This is a genomic window from Rhizobium giardinii bv. giardinii H152 (assembly GCF_000379605.1).
Lineage (GTDB): Bacteria > Pseudomonadota > Alphaproteobacteria > Rhizobiales > Rhizobiaceae > Pararhizobium > Pararhizobium giardinii.
The window spans coordinates 47166-61919 of record NZ_KB902668.1 but is presented as its reverse complement, the minus strand read 5'-3'; the positions used below and the strand labels follow the sequence as shown (position 1 = coordinate 61919).

Annotated in this window: 13 protein-coding genes; 6 read left to right on the top strand and 7 right to left on the bottom strand. The window is 60.7% G+C overall.

The features are described from left to right. Positions 1-166 precede the first annotated feature (166 nt). The 4 genes from A3AY_RS0114860 (at position 167) to A3AY_RS0114845 (ending at position 3772) form a co-directional block, all read left to right on the top strand. Positions 167-1573: a L,D-transpeptidase family protein gene (locus A3AY_RS0114860; RefSeq protein WP_051108354.1), complete on the top strand. Its 1407-nt coding sequence runs from the start codon at positions 167-169 to the stop codon at positions 1571-1573. Between the two features lie 355 nt (positions 1574-1928). Next, positions 1929-3218 (top strand): NAD(P)/FAD-dependent oxidoreductase, encoded by a 1290-nt coding sequence (locus A3AY_RS0114855; protein WP_026203459.1) that lies wholly within the window; start codon positions 1929-1931, stop codon positions 3216-3218. Between the two features lie 102 nt (positions 3219-3320). Continuing rightward, complete coding sequence (locus A3AY_RS0114850; RefSeq protein WP_018326445.1) at positions 3321-3524, top strand: hypothetical protein; 204 nt, start codon at positions 3321-3323, stop codon at positions 3522-3524. Next, positions 3524-3772, top strand: a complete 249-nt coding sequence (locus A3AY_RS0114845; RefSeq protein ID WP_018326444.1) for a hypothetical protein — start codon at positions 3524-3526, stop codon at positions 3770-3772. The genes A3AY_RS0114850 and A3AY_RS0114845 overlap by 1 nt, the downstream gene beginning before the upstream one ends. A 76-nt stretch (positions 3773-3848) precedes the next feature. Here A3AY_RS0114845 and A3AY_RS0114840 read toward each other — a convergent pair whose 3' ends face one another. The 7 genes from A3AY_RS0114840 to A3AY_RS0114810 form a co-directional block, all read right to left on the bottom strand. After that, positions 3849-4541 (bottom strand): ParA family protein, encoded by a 693-nt coding sequence (locus A3AY_RS0114840; RefSeq protein WP_018326443.1) that lies wholly within the window; start codon positions 4539-4541, stop codon positions 3849-3851. A gap of 209 nt (positions 4542-4750) precedes the next feature. After that, entirely contained in the window at positions 4751-5560 is an 810-nt protein-coding gene (locus A3AY_RS35355) for a ParA family protein (protein ID WP_112864685.1), read from the bottom strand. 204 nt (positions 5561-5764) lie between these two features. Then, on the bottom strand, positions 5765-6910 hold the full coding sequence (locus tag A3AY_RS0114830) for an iron-containing alcohol dehydrogenase (protein ID WP_018326441.1): 1146 nt from the start codon (positions 6908-6910) through the stop codon (positions 5765-5767). 3 nt (positions 6911-6913) lie between these two features. Continuing rightward, positions 6914-8293 (bottom strand): aldehyde dehydrogenase family protein, encoded by a 1380-nt coding sequence (locus A3AY_RS0114825; protein ID WP_018326440.1) that lies wholly within the window; start codon positions 8291-8293, stop codon positions 6914-6916. Positions 8294-8384: 91 nt separating this feature from the next. After that, on the bottom strand, positions 8385-9755 hold the full coding sequence (locus tag A3AY_RS0114820) for a glutamine synthetase family protein (RefSeq protein ID WP_026203457.1): 1371 nt from the start codon (positions 9753-9755) through the stop codon (positions 8385-8387). A 102-nt stretch (positions 9756-9857) separates the two neighbouring features. Further along, on the bottom strand, positions 9858-11405 hold the full coding sequence (locus A3AY_RS0114815) for an amino acid permease (RefSeq protein WP_018326438.1): 1548 nt from the start codon (positions 11403-11405) through the stop codon (positions 9858-9860). 112 nt (positions 11406-11517) lie between these two features. Continuing rightward, complete coding sequence (locus A3AY_RS0114810; protein WP_026203456.1) at positions 11518-12285, bottom strand: N-formylglutamate amidohydrolase; 768 nt, start codon at positions 12283-12285, stop codon at positions 11518-11520. A gap of 208 nt (positions 12286-12493) precedes the next feature. Here A3AY_RS0114810 and A3AY_RS0114805 point away from each other — a divergent pair, with 208 nt between their 5' ends. Then, positions 12494-13372, top strand: a complete 879-nt coding sequence (locus tag A3AY_RS0114805; RefSeq protein WP_040668786.1) for a MurR/RpiR family transcriptional regulator — start codon at positions 12494-12496, stop codon at positions 13370-13372. A gap of 243 nt (positions 13373-13615) precedes the next feature. Further along, positions 13616-14719, top strand: a complete 1104-nt coding sequence (locus tag A3AY_RS0114800; RefSeq protein ID WP_026203455.1) for an ABC transporter substrate-binding protein — start codon at positions 13616-13618, stop codon at positions 14717-14719. Positions 14720-14754 lie beyond the last annotated feature (35 nt).

Genomic DNA, 14754 nt, shown 5'->3' with positions numbered 1-14754 from the left:
TCCCCCGGCGCATGAGTCGGCGAGAACCGCCGGCAATCCAGTCCCGCGAATCTACCGCAAAGAAAGCATCAAATCTTCTGCTTGAAACCGGCAACCCACCGAATTAAATGGATTTTAGGGAACTGTTCATGATGAATTCAGTTTATTCATATTACCGTCCCATTTGATTTGTAGGCCCGACCACAACCGCCAGACTATAGGTTTCATCGTGACGCTTGTTTCCCGAACCGGAATTGCCCTCCTCGCTGCCGCAAGCATACTCGCCCTTGCCACTACCGCAAAGGCGCAGGACAGCTTCGGCCGTTTGCCGGCCAATGCGGTTCTCGTCACGCCGGAGGGCGACATTCTCGATTATCTGCCCGGAGGCGACGTGCAGATGATGCGCGACCGGCGTGGCCGCACCGTCCTGGTCGATTCCTGGGGCAATATCGTGGCGACCGTGATGGGCAGCGGAAGGCAACGCAACGAAATCCGCCGCCGCGAGATGAGCCGCGACACCTACGCCAACCAGGGCTTTGGTTTTTCCGAGCAGGAATATCCCGAACAAGGGTTTTCCGAGCCCGGCGACGTGACCGCTTCCATCCCCGACTATCGCGATGCAACGCCGCCGAGCGTCGAGCGTCAGGCACTGCCGAACGAGTATCCGGCGTCTCTGGACGAGAACGACATGGAAGCCCTGCCGCAGGAAGAACGCCAGACCCTGCCCCCGGCCGCGCAGATCACGAAGAAATCCAGCGCCGAAATCACGGCCCTGCAGGTGTTTCTCGACCGCGAAGGATTTTCTCCGGGCGTGATCGACGGCAAGAGCGGCTCGAACGTCACCAAGGCGATCGAGGCCTGGCAGCAGGCGACGGGCGAGACACTGGACCCGAACAATACCGACGACATCATGGAACGGCTGCGCTTCTCCGGCGGACTGCCGATCACGACCTATACGATCACGGCCGCAGATGCCGCCGGCCCCTATGTCGCCGCCATTCCGGAAGACTATGCGCACAAGGCTGCTCTGCCGCATCTGTCCTTCACCTCTACGGTGGAAATGCTCGGCGAAAAGTTCCACATGGACGAAGCCTATCTTCGGGAGTTGAACCCCGGCGTCGATTTCACGATTCCCGGCACGATCATCAAGGTGATCAACCCCGGGGAAATGAAGAAGGGCAAGGTTACCCGCATCGTCGCCGACAAATACCGCAAGCAGGTCTTTGCCTATGACGAGGCCGGCACACTGATTGCCGCTTATCCGGCAACGATCGGTTCGTCCGACACCCCATCTCCCTCGGGCACCGTGCAGGTCGATCGCATCGCGTTCGATCCCGGCTATACCTACAATCCGAAAATCAACTTCAAGCAGGGTGAGAATGACAAGGTACTAACCCTGCAGCCCGGCCCGAATGGCCCTGTCGGCACGGTCTGGATCGCCCTGTCGAAGCCGACCTATGGCATTCACGGAACGCCGGAACCCTCGAAGATCGGCAAGACCCAAAGCCATGGCTGCGTACGCCTGACCAATTGGGATGCGACAGAGCTCGCCAAGATGGTCAGCGTCGGGACCACCGTCGAATTCCTCGATTAAAAAAATCGACATCCTCCTCCATTTGGGGGAGTAAAGGTGCTCAAAACCTGTTAGAAATAAGGGGTATCTGGAGCGCTGGGGTCATCCAATAGCGCGCCTGACGGTTTTCAGCACGAAAACATTCACTGAGGGCTGCGCGCCACTCGGCCAGAGAGATATTGGGCACACTTTCGGGAGATGGAATAGGGGGTCGCGGTGCGTAGCTTGGAGCACCGCGGCCCCAGCCGTTTGAGCGGTTTTTTCACATCCCTGCGCTTCATGACCTCATCATGTTTCATCATTAAAAAACATTGCAGCAATGCTCTATCTGTCGGAAGAAAGTAAGTTCAATTTCGACAGACCGAGGAATGCCGCGATGGCCGCCGAACGCTCCCTTCCCAACCTTTGGCATGCCACGGCGCCTGCGGCTCCCGAAACCCGGCCGCTGGCACGCGACATCACCGTCGACGTCGCGGTGATCGGCGGCGGTTTCACCGGTCTTTCGGCAGCCCTTCATCTCACCGAAAAGGGCGTGAAAGTCGCCGTTGCCGAGGCAAAGATGATCGGCTTCGGCGGTTCCGGCCGCAATGTCGGTCTCGTCAATGCCGGCATGTGGACGAAACCCGACGATCTCATTGCGACGCTTGGCGCCGAAGCCGGTACCCGTCTGCTCACAGAACTCGGCAACGGGCCGTCCGTCGTCTACGACCTGATCGCCAAGCACGAGATCCAATGTGAGGCGGTGCGCAACGGCACGCTGCACATGGCGGTCGGCGCCGAAGGCCTGGCCGAACTCAGGGATCGGGAGACGCAGTGGAGGAAATTCGGGGCGCCCGTCGAGGTGCTGTCCGCCGAGCACGCCAATATGCTGACGGGTGCGGAAGGATTCGCCGGCGCCCTGCTCGACCGGCGCGCCGGCACGATCCAGCCGCTCGCCTATGCCCGCGGCCTTGCCCGCGCCGCACTCGCCGCCGGTGCCGAAATCTATACCGAGACGCCGCTGCTCGCCGCGGAGCGCAAAGGGGACAGCTGGAAGTTGACGATGCCGGGCGGCTCGATCACCGCGAAAAGCGTGATCCTTGCCACCAATGCCTATGGCAAGCTCATTGAGCGCACACCCTGGACCGCCCATACGGAAGAACTGACAATCCTGCCCTATTTCCAGTTCGCCACAGAGCCGCTCAGCGACAATATTGCCCGCGGCATCCTGCCGGAGCGGCAGGGCTGCTGGGACACCGGCCTTGTGATGACGTCGTTCCGCATGGACCAGCAGAACCGGCTGATCTTCGGCAGCATCGGCCGATTGGACGCGCTGGCGAAAGGTACGCACCTCGCCTTCGTCAAACGCTCGCTGCGCAAGCTTTTCCCGATGATCGGCGATCTCCGGCTGGAATACTGGTGGGACGGCCGCATCGGCATGACCACCAACCACCTGCCGCAGATGCATGTGATGGCGCCGAACGTGTTTTCGATCAGCGGCTATAACGGCCGCGGCATCGCCCCGGGCACGGTCTTCGGCCGGGCGCTTGGCGATCACGTCACCGGAGAGCCGAATGCGCTGCCGCTGGCCGAAAAACCGGTGACACCCGATCCATGGCGCAACCTCAAGTCGGCATTCTACCACGCCGGCGCCCAGGCCAAGCACTTCATCGACCGTCGTTTCTGATCGGAATATCCGGCAAATCGAACGCCGTTATTCGTCTTTTCCAACCGAATGGAACCTTTCTCCGGCTGTCCTGTTGAGGAAGAGGATTGAAAGGAGCCAGATATGGAACAGAAGACACCCAAACCAGGCCCTGCAGGAACAACCGAACAGTCGCCGCGGTGGGAAGGGCCCGAAGAGACCCGGCCGCGCGGTTATCTGCCCGCTAAGGACAATCCCGCGACGGCGCGCGATGCGCATGGCGAGAACCTGAACGATCCCGACCGCAACAAGGCTACGGACGTCGGCAAGACAAAGGGAGATCGCTGATGGTCGCCCGGGACAATCCGCCGCGCTCCGGCGGGAAAAGCGTTATTCGCAAGGATGCCGAAGGTCAGTTCGCCAAGCCGAAGAGGCGCAGCGACAACAATGGCGTTATCAGCGCAAAGCCTCGTGTCATCACCGGATCGGACGATGCGACCGCCCATAAAAACCCGCCCGGCCAGAAAAAGCCAGGCAAGGAATGGGACCTGAACTATGATGCGCGCAAGATGAAGGACGATGATTTTCGCGGCTAAAATCCGTCATCGCAGCCTTGCGCAACAAGACAAACCGCGCAGATCGATCCGCGCGTTTTGAACTGCAGTCGGGCAGTCACGCCGCCCGGCGTGCCGGGCTGACCTGTCGCAGCGGAACCAGCTTGCGCACTTCGTCGCCGAAGGCGCGGGCGTTTTCGCAGGCCTTGTCGAGGTTGCTGACCCGGCCCGGGTCCATCGTTTGAAGAGTGCCTCCGCAGTCGAAGACATCGCGAAACGCGGCGCGTTCGATGATTGGCGTATCGAGGACCGGCACGGACCGCTCTGCCAGCAACTGCTTCACGACCTGAAGCGCCCGTGTCGTCACCAGCGAGTTGACGCGGGTCAACACGACGGAATGGTTGATCCGGATGCCAGCCCTTTCCTGCAGATGACAGAGCAGCTCAAGCACTTGTGCGCCTCCCTTGGCATCCATGGCACAGCCCTGGATCGGGATCATCACATGATCGGAAAGGCCGATCGCAGTAGCCATCAGGGTGTTGCGGGCGCCGGCGAGATCGATGACGAAATAGTCGGTCGTGGCCCGGTTTTCGCGAATATGCGTCTGCAACGATGCTATCGTCACATTCGAAATGACGTCGATATTGGCGACTTTTCCCGAAATTTCATGCCAGTGGGAGATCCAGTGCTGCGGATCGGCGTCGAGAATGGTGACGCGCGCGCCATGGCGCGCGAGTTCCGTCGCGAGGATAAGCGCGGCCGTCGTCTTGCCCGCGCCGCCCTTGGTGTTTGCAAATGTAATGACTGGCATTGCTGTTCCTGTCTCAAGAGCGTCCGAGCCCCGGCATGGCTCTCCGAAAAGCGCAAAATCCATCGCGCTCCGGTTAATCAAACCTTTCAGATCGTGGTTAAAAAAATCTAAACACGCGCCTCATTAGAATAACGTGGCAGCCCAAAGCGGTGGCGGAGCCGCGCCGCTGGGCGCTCACCTCATGAAAAAATCGTCGCGATTTTGAGCGATCAGGGATCGGCGTGTATCGCACCGGCGTGGAAGGACCGGGAGGCCCGCGCGGCTGGCAAAGGTCCGGCAACGCCTTCTGGTTGCTGGATGCGGTCCGGCGCCTTGTAGCAGATACGTGCAAGCGAACCGCTCGATTGCAGATGCGGCTGCCCATTCACCAGGCGCAGGACTTCCAACGCCAGTCCTTGCATGTTTCGCTGTGCCTTGGCGAGATTGCTGACCTTGGTTTCGTCGATCGTATAGAGCGAGCCGCCATGTTCGAACATGTCGCGATAAACACTGCGCTCGATAATGGGCGTGTCGAGCAATAGCACATTGCGCTCGGCAAGCCGCGCCTTGACGCTCCGGATGGCGCGCGTGGTCACGAGAGAACTGACCCGCGTCAGGACTACGGCATGATCGATGTGGCTGTGCGCATTGTTTGCTACCTGGCCGATGATCTCGAGCACATGCACAGCGCCCTGCGCATCCATGGTGCAGCCCTGCACAGGGATAAGCATAAGGTCGGAAAGACCGGCGGCCAAGGCGATCAGCGCGTCGCGCGCCCCGGAAAGATCGATGATGACATGGTCTGCCTGGCCGCTTTGAGCCCGCAGGTTGGCACCCAGATTGGCGAATGTCACACCGGTCACGACAGTTATGCCGTCGACCGCGCCGGGCAACCCGTGCCACTTGGCTGCGAACGCCAGAGGATCGCAATCGAAGATGACGACCTTTCCGCCCGCTTGCGCAAACTCCATGGCCAGAAGCAATGCCGCCGTCGTCTTGCCGGCTCCCCCCTTGGCATTCGCGATTGAAATTACAGCCATCTCACTTCCGCCGGCACGCTTCGCTGCCATCACCATGCCCTACATGCAAGGGCGCTCAGTGCCTTCAGCCTTGCAAATCAGGGTTAACGAACGGCAAACAAATCATTAGCCGGGAAACAAAAAACGGAGCGACCGCCGGGATCGCTCCGTTTAAATGTGACGACGGAGCGGGTGGCCTTTTTTGAAAAAGGCGATCCACTGCGGTCAGATGCACTCCTTGAAGAGCTGCTTTGCGGCATCGAGCGTCAGTTCGACCGGATTGCCGCCCGCCGTCGGATCGACGATGGCCATTGCAGCCATCTCGTCGATGCGATCCGTGCCGACGCCGAGCGCAGACAGCTTGTCCGGCACGCCCAGCTCTTCGCGCAGCTTCAGGACGTAGTTGTAGAAGCCGTCGAAGCCGCCGGAAATGCCGAGATAAGCGGCGGCCATGCCGATCTTGTCCTCGATGGCCGGGCGGTTGAAACGCAGCACCGGTGGCATGACGACGGCATTGGTCGTGCCGTGATGGGTGTTGTAGATCGCGCCGACCGGATGCGACAGCGAGTGGATGGCGCCGAGCCCCTTCTGGAAGGCAACGGCGCCCATGGCGGCCGCACTCATCATATGGGCGCGGGCCTCGATATCCGTTCCGTCCTTGTAGGCGCGCGGCAGGTACTCCTTGACTAGCCGCAGGCCCTCAAGCGCAATACCGGCCGACATCGGATGATAGAACGGCGAGGAATAGGCTTCCAGGCAATGGGCGAAGGCATCCATGCCGGTACCGGCGGTGATCACCTTCGGCATGCCCACGGTCAGCTCAGGATCGCAGATCGTCACGGCGGGCAGGAACTTCGGATGAAAGATCACCTTCTTCGTATGCGTCTGCGAATTGGTGATGACCGAGGCGCGGCCGACCTCGGAGCCGGTGCCTGCCGTTGTCGGCACGGCGATGATCGGCGCAATGCCCTCGACGCTGGCGCGCATCCACCAGTCGCCGATATCCTCGAAGTCCCAGACGGGCCGGGTCTGCCCCGCCATGAAGGCGACGCACTTGCCGAGATCAAGCCCTGAGCCGCCACCGAAGGCGATGACGCCGTCATGACCGCCGTCCTTGAAGGCCTTGACGCCGGCGGCGAGGTTGACGTCGGTCGGGTTGGAATCGACCTCGCTGAACAGCGCCCGGCCGAGCCCGGCCGCATCAAGGATGTCGAGCGCGTTCTGGGTGATCGGCATCGGTGCAAGGCCCCGGTCGGTGATCAGCAGCGGTTTCTTGATACCAAGCGCCGTGCAATGATCGGCAAGTTCCTTGATCCGCCCCGCCCCGAACTTGATGGTGGTCGGATAGCTCCAGTTGGCTGTGATGGTCATCGCTTAGGCTTTCTTCAGATGGTAGGATTTCGGACGGGTCAGGTTCTGGAAACCGATGACCGACAGCGAGCCGCCACGGCCCGTTTCTTTGACGCCGGTCCAGCAGAGCGCCGGATCGAGATAATCGGCGCGGTTCATGAAGACGGTGCCGGTTTCAAGTTCATTGCCGATCCGGGCGGCGCGTTCGGGGTCCTTCGTCCATAGCGACACCGTAAGCCCGTACTTGCAGTCATTCATCAAAGCCAGCGCTTCTTCGTCGTTCTTCACCTTCATGATGCCGACGACCGGGCCGAAGCTTTCTTCCGTCATCACCTTCATGGAGTGATCGACATCGACAAGCACCTGCGGCGCAAGATAGGCACCGCCGTCATCCTGCGGAAACAGCTTCGGATCGACCAGCGCCCTGGCACCCTTGGCAACGGCCTCGGCCGTCTGGGCGCGGACCTCTGCGGCAAAGCGCTTATGCGCCATCGGTCCGAGCGACGTCTCCTGCTCGAGCGGATTGCCAAGCTTGTAGGAAGAGGCGAAGGCGACGGCCTTTTCGACGAAATCGTCGTAGAGGTTCTCGTTCACGTAAATGCGCTCGATGCCGCAGCAGCACTGCCCGGAATTGAACATTGCGCCATCCATCAGCGTATCGACGGCAGCGTCGAGATCTGCGTCTTCCATGACATAGCCCGGATCCTTGCCGCCGAGTTCGAGGCCAAGGCCCGTGAACGTACCGGCAGCAGCCCGCTCGATCGACCGGCCACCTTCGACGGAGCCGGTGAAATTGACGAAATCGAAGCTCTTGGCCGCGATCAGCGACGAGGTCGTGGAATGGTCGAGGAAAATGTTCTGGAAGACATCTTCGGGAACGCCGGCCTCGACAAAGGCGCGCACCATGCGCTCGCCGACGAGGATCGTTTGGCTGGCATGCTTGAGGATGACGGCATTGCCCGCCATCAGCGCGGGCGCGACCGTGTTGATCGCCGTCATATACGGATAGTTCCAAGGCGCGATGACGAAGACGACACCATGCGCGACGCGTTCGATGCGGCGCTCGAAGCTGGCACTGTCCTCGACGATGATCGGCGCCAGCGCATCGGCAGCGATGGACGCGACATAGTTCGACCGCTCATTGAAGCCGCGGAACTCGCCGCCGTAGCGCACCGGCCGCCCCATCTGCCAGGCGAGTTCGGGCACGACCTCGTCAACCATCTCGTTGAGCCGTGCGACACCGGCAAGCACGAGCTTGACCCGATCTTCGATCGGCCGTTTCGCCCAGGCCCTCTGAGCGGCGCGCGCGCGGGCTACCGCAGCCGAAGCGGTGGCCGCATCGACCGCGGGGCGCTCCGCGTAAACCTCCCCGTTCACCGGGGAAATGCATTGGATCATGGTCATGATCGTTTTCCTGTTCTGTCGTCAAAAAGTGCGATCCGGCACCGGTCGTTCGGACAGATGCCGGATCGAAGTCCGTTGTTGAATGATGGCGTTACGCCCGCTCGAACCCACGCGCAACTTCCCAATCGGTCACGCGGCGATCATATTCCTCCTGCTCCCATTCGGCAGCGCGGGTGTAGTGCTCGATCACCTCCTCGCCGAAAGCGTCGAGCAGCATCTTCGAAGAGTTCATCGCCCTCGTTGCATCGCGCAGCGTGCCGGGGATTTCGCGGATGTTCTTGCCGCCGTAGGCATCGCCGACGAACGGCGGCTCCAGTTCCAGCTTGCCCTCGATGCCGGCAATGCCGGCGGCGATCAGCGCTGCCATGGCGAGATAGGGATTGAGGTCGGAGCCGCCGACGCGGCACTCGATGCGGATCGCCTTGGTACCCTCACCGCAGAGCCGGTATCCGGCGGTGCGGTTGTCCTTGCTCCAGACGGCCTTGGTCGGCGCGAAGGTGCCGGCCATGAAACGCTTGTAGGAGTTGATGTAGGGCGCGAGAAAATAGGTGATTTCGCTCGCATGCGTCAGCAGGCCGGCAACGTAGTGGCGCATCGTGTCCGACATGCCGTATTTGGCTTCCTTGTCGAAGAATTGCGACGTCTTTCCGTCAAGGCTCCAGAGCGACTGATGGATATGCGACGACGAGCCGGCGGCATGATAGTTCCATTTGGCGAGGAAGGTGATCGCCTTGCCGCGCGACCAGGCGATTTCCTTGCAGCCGTTCTTGATGATGACGTGCCGGTCGGCCATGGTCAGCGCGTCGGCATAGCGGACGTTGATTTCTTCCTGGCCGGCGGACGCCTCGCCCTTGGAGTTTTCCACCGGAATGCCGGCGCCCTGCAGGCCGTTGCGGATCGCCCGCATCACATCCTCTTCCTTGGTCGTCTGGAAGATGTGGTAGTCCTCGTTGTAACCGCTGACCAGCTTCAGGTCGCGGTAACCGCTTTCGCGCGCGTCGTCATAGCTCTGGTCGAACAGGAAGAATTCGAGCTCGGTCGCCATGTAGGCCTTGAGGCCCATCGCTTCGAGCCGGGCGATCTGCCGCTTGAGGATGGCGCGCGGCGAATGCGGCACTTCCTTGTGGGTGTGGTGATCGAGCATGTCGCAGAGAACCAGCGCCGTGCCTTCGAGCCAGGGAATGCGGCGAAGCGTCGAAAGATCAGGCTTCATCGTATAGTCGCCGTAGCCTGCTTCCCAACTGGTGGATTTGTAGCCGGACACCGTGTCCATCTCCATGTCCGTCGCCAGCAGGTAGTTGCAGCTATGGGTCTCTTCCCAGGCGCTGTCGACGAAGAACTGCGCGTGAAAACGCTTGCCCATCAGGCGTCCCTGCATGTCCACCTGGCACGCCAGAACCGTATCGATGCGGCCTTCGGCGACATCTTTCTTCAATTCCTCAAACGAATAACTCGCGCTCATTGCAAAAATCCCGTGCTTGATCGTAACGGAGCCGTCAGGCGCTCCATTGCTGGATGTCTGGCGGAAGCCGCGCAAAGGCGGCCCCCGCACTATCTCACCGGTTCACTTTTCCCCAACCGCCTTTTCGGCGGCGGCGATCACGGCGGCGCGGCGCGCAACCTCTTCGCCAATCGGCGGGCCCTTGAAGCGGCGCGTTTCGAAGCCGAACCAGACAATGGCGGTGACGATCAGGAACCCGACGGTGATGTAGAGCGCCCAATCGTTCGGCGGTTGGATACCGAGCACGAAGATCAGAACCATCGCGATGATCGACAAGACGGCAAAGAGCTTGAACATGCCCTCACCGAGGTTCCACGGCCCCATCTTGTCCCACTTTGACGTCCCCCAGGCGAGCAGGCCAAGTGTGATCGGGATTGCAAAGGAGAAGAACAGGAAGATGACGGTGCAGGAAACGACGATCGTATAGACCGGCGTTTCGCCAATCGAAACGAGCGACGAGCCCCAAACGAAAAGCACGGAGAGGATCGAGCCGGTCCAGATCGCCGCAACCGGCGTGCGATAGGTCGGGCTGACCTTTGCGAGGGCCTTCGATGCCGGCAATCCGCCGTCACGCGAAAAGGCGAAGATCATGCGTGAGACCGACGTTACCGTCGCCAGACCGCACAGCCATTGACTGACGAAGATCGCAAGATAGAGGACGTCCTTGATAAGCGGGTGGACCTGAGTGTCCATCGCCCAGAAGAACACGTTCCAGCCCTGCTTGGCGGCTTCGTCCATGTTCGGGATCATCAGCACGAAGCTGCACAGCATGATGTAGCCGAACAGGGCCGACCACAAAACGGAGGACACCATCCCCTTGGGAACGGAAACCGCTGCCTTGACCGTCTCTTCCGACGTATGCGCCGAAGCATCATACCCGGTGATCGTGTAGATCGGCAAAAGCAGGCCAAGCAGGAAAACCCAGGTGCCCGAGGTTGCCGGCCATACATTACCGCCGGTTTCACCGGAATAGTTGGAGAACGTAAAAAGGCGGCCTACCTCGTAGCTGTCGGCGGCGACCAGGCATGTAAGGGCAAGAAGGATCGCCGTGGCGAAGATCAGGTAACCGGAGAAGTCCGTGAGCTTGGCGGTGAGGCCGATGCCCATGTGGTTCACGATCGCCTGAAGGCCGGTGACGATCACCAGGAAGACGAGACGAACGGTCATGGAATCTTCAAGACCGAGATACGGCGTACCGAAGGACCCCATGAAGAAATAATAGGTGCCGACGTTAATTGCGCCGAGCACGGTGACAAGACCCAGGAGATTGAACCATGCGGTCAGCCAGCCGGTGAAGCGGTTGCCGAGGATCGAGCCCCAGTGATACAGGCCGCCTGCTGTCGGATAGGCCGAGCTGATCTGTGCCATGGCAACCGCGAAGACGAGCGATATGAAGCAGCCCAGCGGCCAGCCGATGCCGATCGCGGCACCACCCGCTCCCGACGTGGCCTGCGCGAGCGAGTTGATACCGCCCGAAAGAATGCAGATGATCGAGAAGGATACGGCAAAGTTGGAAAATGAACTCATGCGCCGCTCAAGTTCCTGCGCATAGCCCATGGAATGGAGGACTTTCATGTCCTCATGCTTGTCTACGTCTGTATAGTCTGACATTTTTTTCCCCTGTATCGACCAGCCTCCGGCGGTATTGCCGGCCGGCTGAAGTGCCAGTGTCCATGGAAGCCCATGGACCAGTCTCCGCGGACATGCCGCTCCCCAGGTCTTTTTATTGCGACAGTGACGCCAGGCTTTCACCCAGCAGGCCCGTCAGATAATCGGCCATGACCTTTTGACCGATTTCATCCGAAACGAGATCGTTGCGGATCTCGATCATTACGTTGAGCAGGCCGTTCTTCAAGCCATGCTCGATGAGTGTATGCGTAACGCCGTCGGCCGGCCCATAAGGCTCGTTGCGGCGGGTATCGTAGCGTTTCGTTTTTCCGGCGGCCGCCAGCATACAGTCGGCCAGCCGTTTGTCCGTGTCGTGCAGGATACCGACTTCGACCTCGCGCTGCCTGCCGTGATAGACCGGCGTGAAAGTGTGCATGGTCACCAGCACGGGTGGTCTGCCGCTCACCTTGCGCGCAGCAATGAAATCGGCCAGCTCGTCCCGGAACGGCAGATAGAGCGCCTCCGTCCGCGCCCGGCGCTCGGCTGCGGAAATCGCGGCATTTCCGGGTATCTCGAAGACCTCGCTGACGGGCGGCATGGCAGCTTGCGCTTCCGGCGGGCGATTGCAATCATAGACCAGACGTGAAAACCGCTGATAGATCAGCGTCGCATCAAGGCTTTTCACCAGAAGCTCGGACACGGCCAGCGCGCCAGGATCCCAGGCGATATGGCTGGACAGGGCCGCGGGCGACAGACCAAGCGTGCCCATTTTCTCCGGAAGTCGGGGGGACGCGTGCTCGCACACCAGCAGAAACGGGCTCGACGCCTGCGAATTTTCCACCGCGACAGGCGATCCCTCCGCCTCTGTCAAAAGCTTCGTCAAATGCGATTTCCTTTTCAGTTGCCTTCAGGCCTGAAAGCAGGCCCGGTGAAAAGGGCCGCAGCATTCGTTAATGAAAAGAATTCTTCACGACTTCACCCGTGTCAACCGAAAACTGAAACGATCTCTTCAAAAAACCCATTGACTCCAATTGTGACAGCGATGTTTACTCTGTCACAAAGCCGGCAAAGACCGGCTCAGGGGATCGATATTGACAAGCTCTGAAGGCACTGTGACGGTGTCAGATGTGATCAACGCCCATTTCTCCGTGCTGACGCGCGCGGAAAAGCAGTTGGCGGCGACGCTTCTCGACAATTACCCGGTCTCCGGGCTCGGCAGCATCACGACTGTTGCCGAGAATGCAGGCGTGTCGACGCCGACCGTCGCGCGCATGGTGCAGAAGCTCGGCTTCCGCGGATTTCCCGATTTCCAGCAGCGACTCCACCAGGAACTCGAAGCGACGATCTCCAACCCGATCAGCAAGCACGACCGCTGGGCCGCCAACGCGCCGGGCGCGCACATCCTCAACCGCTTCGCCGACACAACGATAAACAACCTGCGCGCCAGCCTCGCCCAGCTCGAGACGGCAGAGTTCGACGGTGCGGCCGCGATGATTGCCGACCGCAAGCGCAATATCTATCTGGTCGGCGGCCGCATCACCGGCGCGCTGGCCGATTATTTCTTTACACATCTTCAGGTCATCCGCTCCGGCGTGACCCGGATCGCCGCCAACTCCAGTTCCTGGCCGCACTACGTGCTCGACATGAGGAAGGGCGACGTCCTGATCCTGTTCGATATCCGCCGCTACGAGCAGGAAATGGAAACGCTCGCGCGCATTGCCCGCGACCGCGGCGTCGAAATCATTCTGTTCACCGACCAGTGGGGCTCTCCCGTCGCCAAGTCGGCACGGCGTGTTTTCCGCATCCAGATCGAGGCGCCGTCCGCCTGGGACAGTTCGGTCATCATCCTGTTTGCCGTCGAGGCGCTGATCGAGGCCGTGCAGAGTTCCATCTGGGACGAGACGCGCGACCGCATGAAAACGCTCGAGAACCTGTTCGATTCAACACGGCTTTTTCGCAGGCCGCTTTAGGAGGAGCAAGAGAGATAGAACGCAGCGCCGAACCCTGACGAAGGATGTCGCGAACCGCAATTCGATAAGTGGTATAATTACCGCCTGTATCCGGGCGGGTTCAAATTTTGAAAATAAAATGAAGGTGTTCCGGCTGCGAATGTCCTGTCGCAAAGGGAACGGTGCCTGTCACATAAGCTTCATCGGACCCCAGTATCAGCTTCCATCGAAGCTGCCTGATATAACCACAAGAGGAGAAGACCAGTGATTTCACATATGCGCCGCCTGCTTTCGCTTTCGACCGCCATGGTCGTGGCATCGACCGCCATCGCGGCTGCCGAGCCGAGCGCCGAACTGATTGCCGCTGCCAAGGCAGAAGGCACGCTCACCACGATCGCCCTGCCCCACGACTGGTGCGGCTACGGCGGCGTCATCGAGGGCTTCAAGGCCAAGTACGGCCTGACCGTCAACGAACTCAACCCGGACGCCGGTTCGGGCGATGAAATCGAAGCCATCAAGGCCAACAAGGACAACAAGGGCGACCAGGCCCCTGACGTGATCGACGTCGGCCTTTCCTTCGGCCCCTCGGCAAAGGCTGAAAAGCTGATCCAGCCCTACAAGGTCGAAACCTGGGACACGATCCCGGACACTGCAAAGGATGCTGAAGGCTACTGGTACGGCGACTATTACGGCGTCATGTCCTTCGAAGTGAACAAGGACATCGTCAAGGAAAGCCCGAAGGACTGGGCCGACCTGTTGAAGCCGGAATATGCCAACATGGTCGCTCTTGCCGGTGACCCGCGCACCGCAAACCAGGCCATCTCCGGCGTTTTCGCGGCCGGTCTTTCCGCTGCCGGCGGCGACGTAGCCAAGGCCGGCGAAGCGGGCCTTACCTTCTTCAAGGAACTGAACGCGAAGGGCAACTTCGTCCCGGTCATCGGCAAGTCCGCTCCGCTCGCCCAGGGCACGACGCCGATCATCCTGCGCTGGGACTACAACGCGCTTGCCGACCGTGACACGCTTGCCGGCAACCCGCCGGTCGACGTCGTCGTCCCGGCTTCCGGCGTTGTCGCCGGCGTTTACGTCCAGGCGATCTCCGCCTATGCGCCGCACCCGAACGCTGCCAAGCTCTGGATGGAATACCTCTATTCCGACGAAGGTCAGCTCGGCTGGCTGAAGGGCTATTGCCACCCGATCCGCTTCAACGATCTCGCCAAGAACGGCAAGATCCCGCAGGACCTGCTCGACAAGCTGCCGCCGGCCGCTTCCTATGAAAAGGCCGTGTTCCCGACGCTGGAAGAACAGGAAGCCTACAAGGAAGTCATCACCAAGGGCTGGGACACCGTCGTCGGCGCCAACGTCCAGTAAGACTGCCGCATCAAGGCCTTCCCGCGACCGCGCGG

What these genes read in the sequence shown, in the direction of transcription:
- A3AY_RS0114815 (WP_018326438.1), bottom strand. Translation starts at nt 11,405, where the DNA reads ATGTCAGACTATACAGACGTAGACAAGCATGAGGACATGAAAGTCCTC.
- A3AY_RS0114855 (WP_026203459.1), top strand. Translation starts at nt 1,929, where the DNA reads ATGGCCGCCGAACGCTCCCTTCCCAACCTTTGGCATGCCACGGCGCCT.
- A3AY_RS0114825 (WP_018326440.1), bottom strand. Translation starts at nt 8,293, where the DNA reads ATGACCATGATCCAATGCATTTCCCCGGTGAACGGGGAGGTTTACGCG.
- A3AY_RS0114850 (WP_018326445.1), top strand. Translation starts at nt 3,321, where the DNA reads ATGGAACAGAAGACACCCAAACCAGGCCCTGCAGGAACAACCGAACAG.
- A3AY_RS35355 (WP_112864685.1), bottom strand. Translation starts at nt 5,560, where the DNA reads ATGGCTGTAATTTCAATCGCGAATGCCAAGGGGGGAGCCGGCAAGACG.
- A3AY_RS0114820 (WP_026203457.1), bottom strand. Translation starts at nt 9,755, where the DNA reads ATGAGCGCGAGTTATTCGTTTGAGGAATTGAAGAAAGATGTCGCCGAA.
- A3AY_RS0114845 (WP_018326444.1), top strand. Translation starts at nt 3,524, where the DNA reads ATGGTCGCCCGGGACAATCCGCCGCGCTCCGGCGGGAAAAGCGTTATT.
- A3AY_RS0114830 (WP_018326441.1), bottom strand. Translation starts at nt 6,910, where the DNA reads ATGACCATCACAGCCAACTGGAGCTATCCGACCACCATCAAGTTCGGG.
- A3AY_RS0114840 (WP_018326443.1), bottom strand. Translation starts at nt 4,541, where the DNA reads ATGCCAGTCATTACATTTGCAAACACCAAGGGCGGCGCGGGCAAGACG.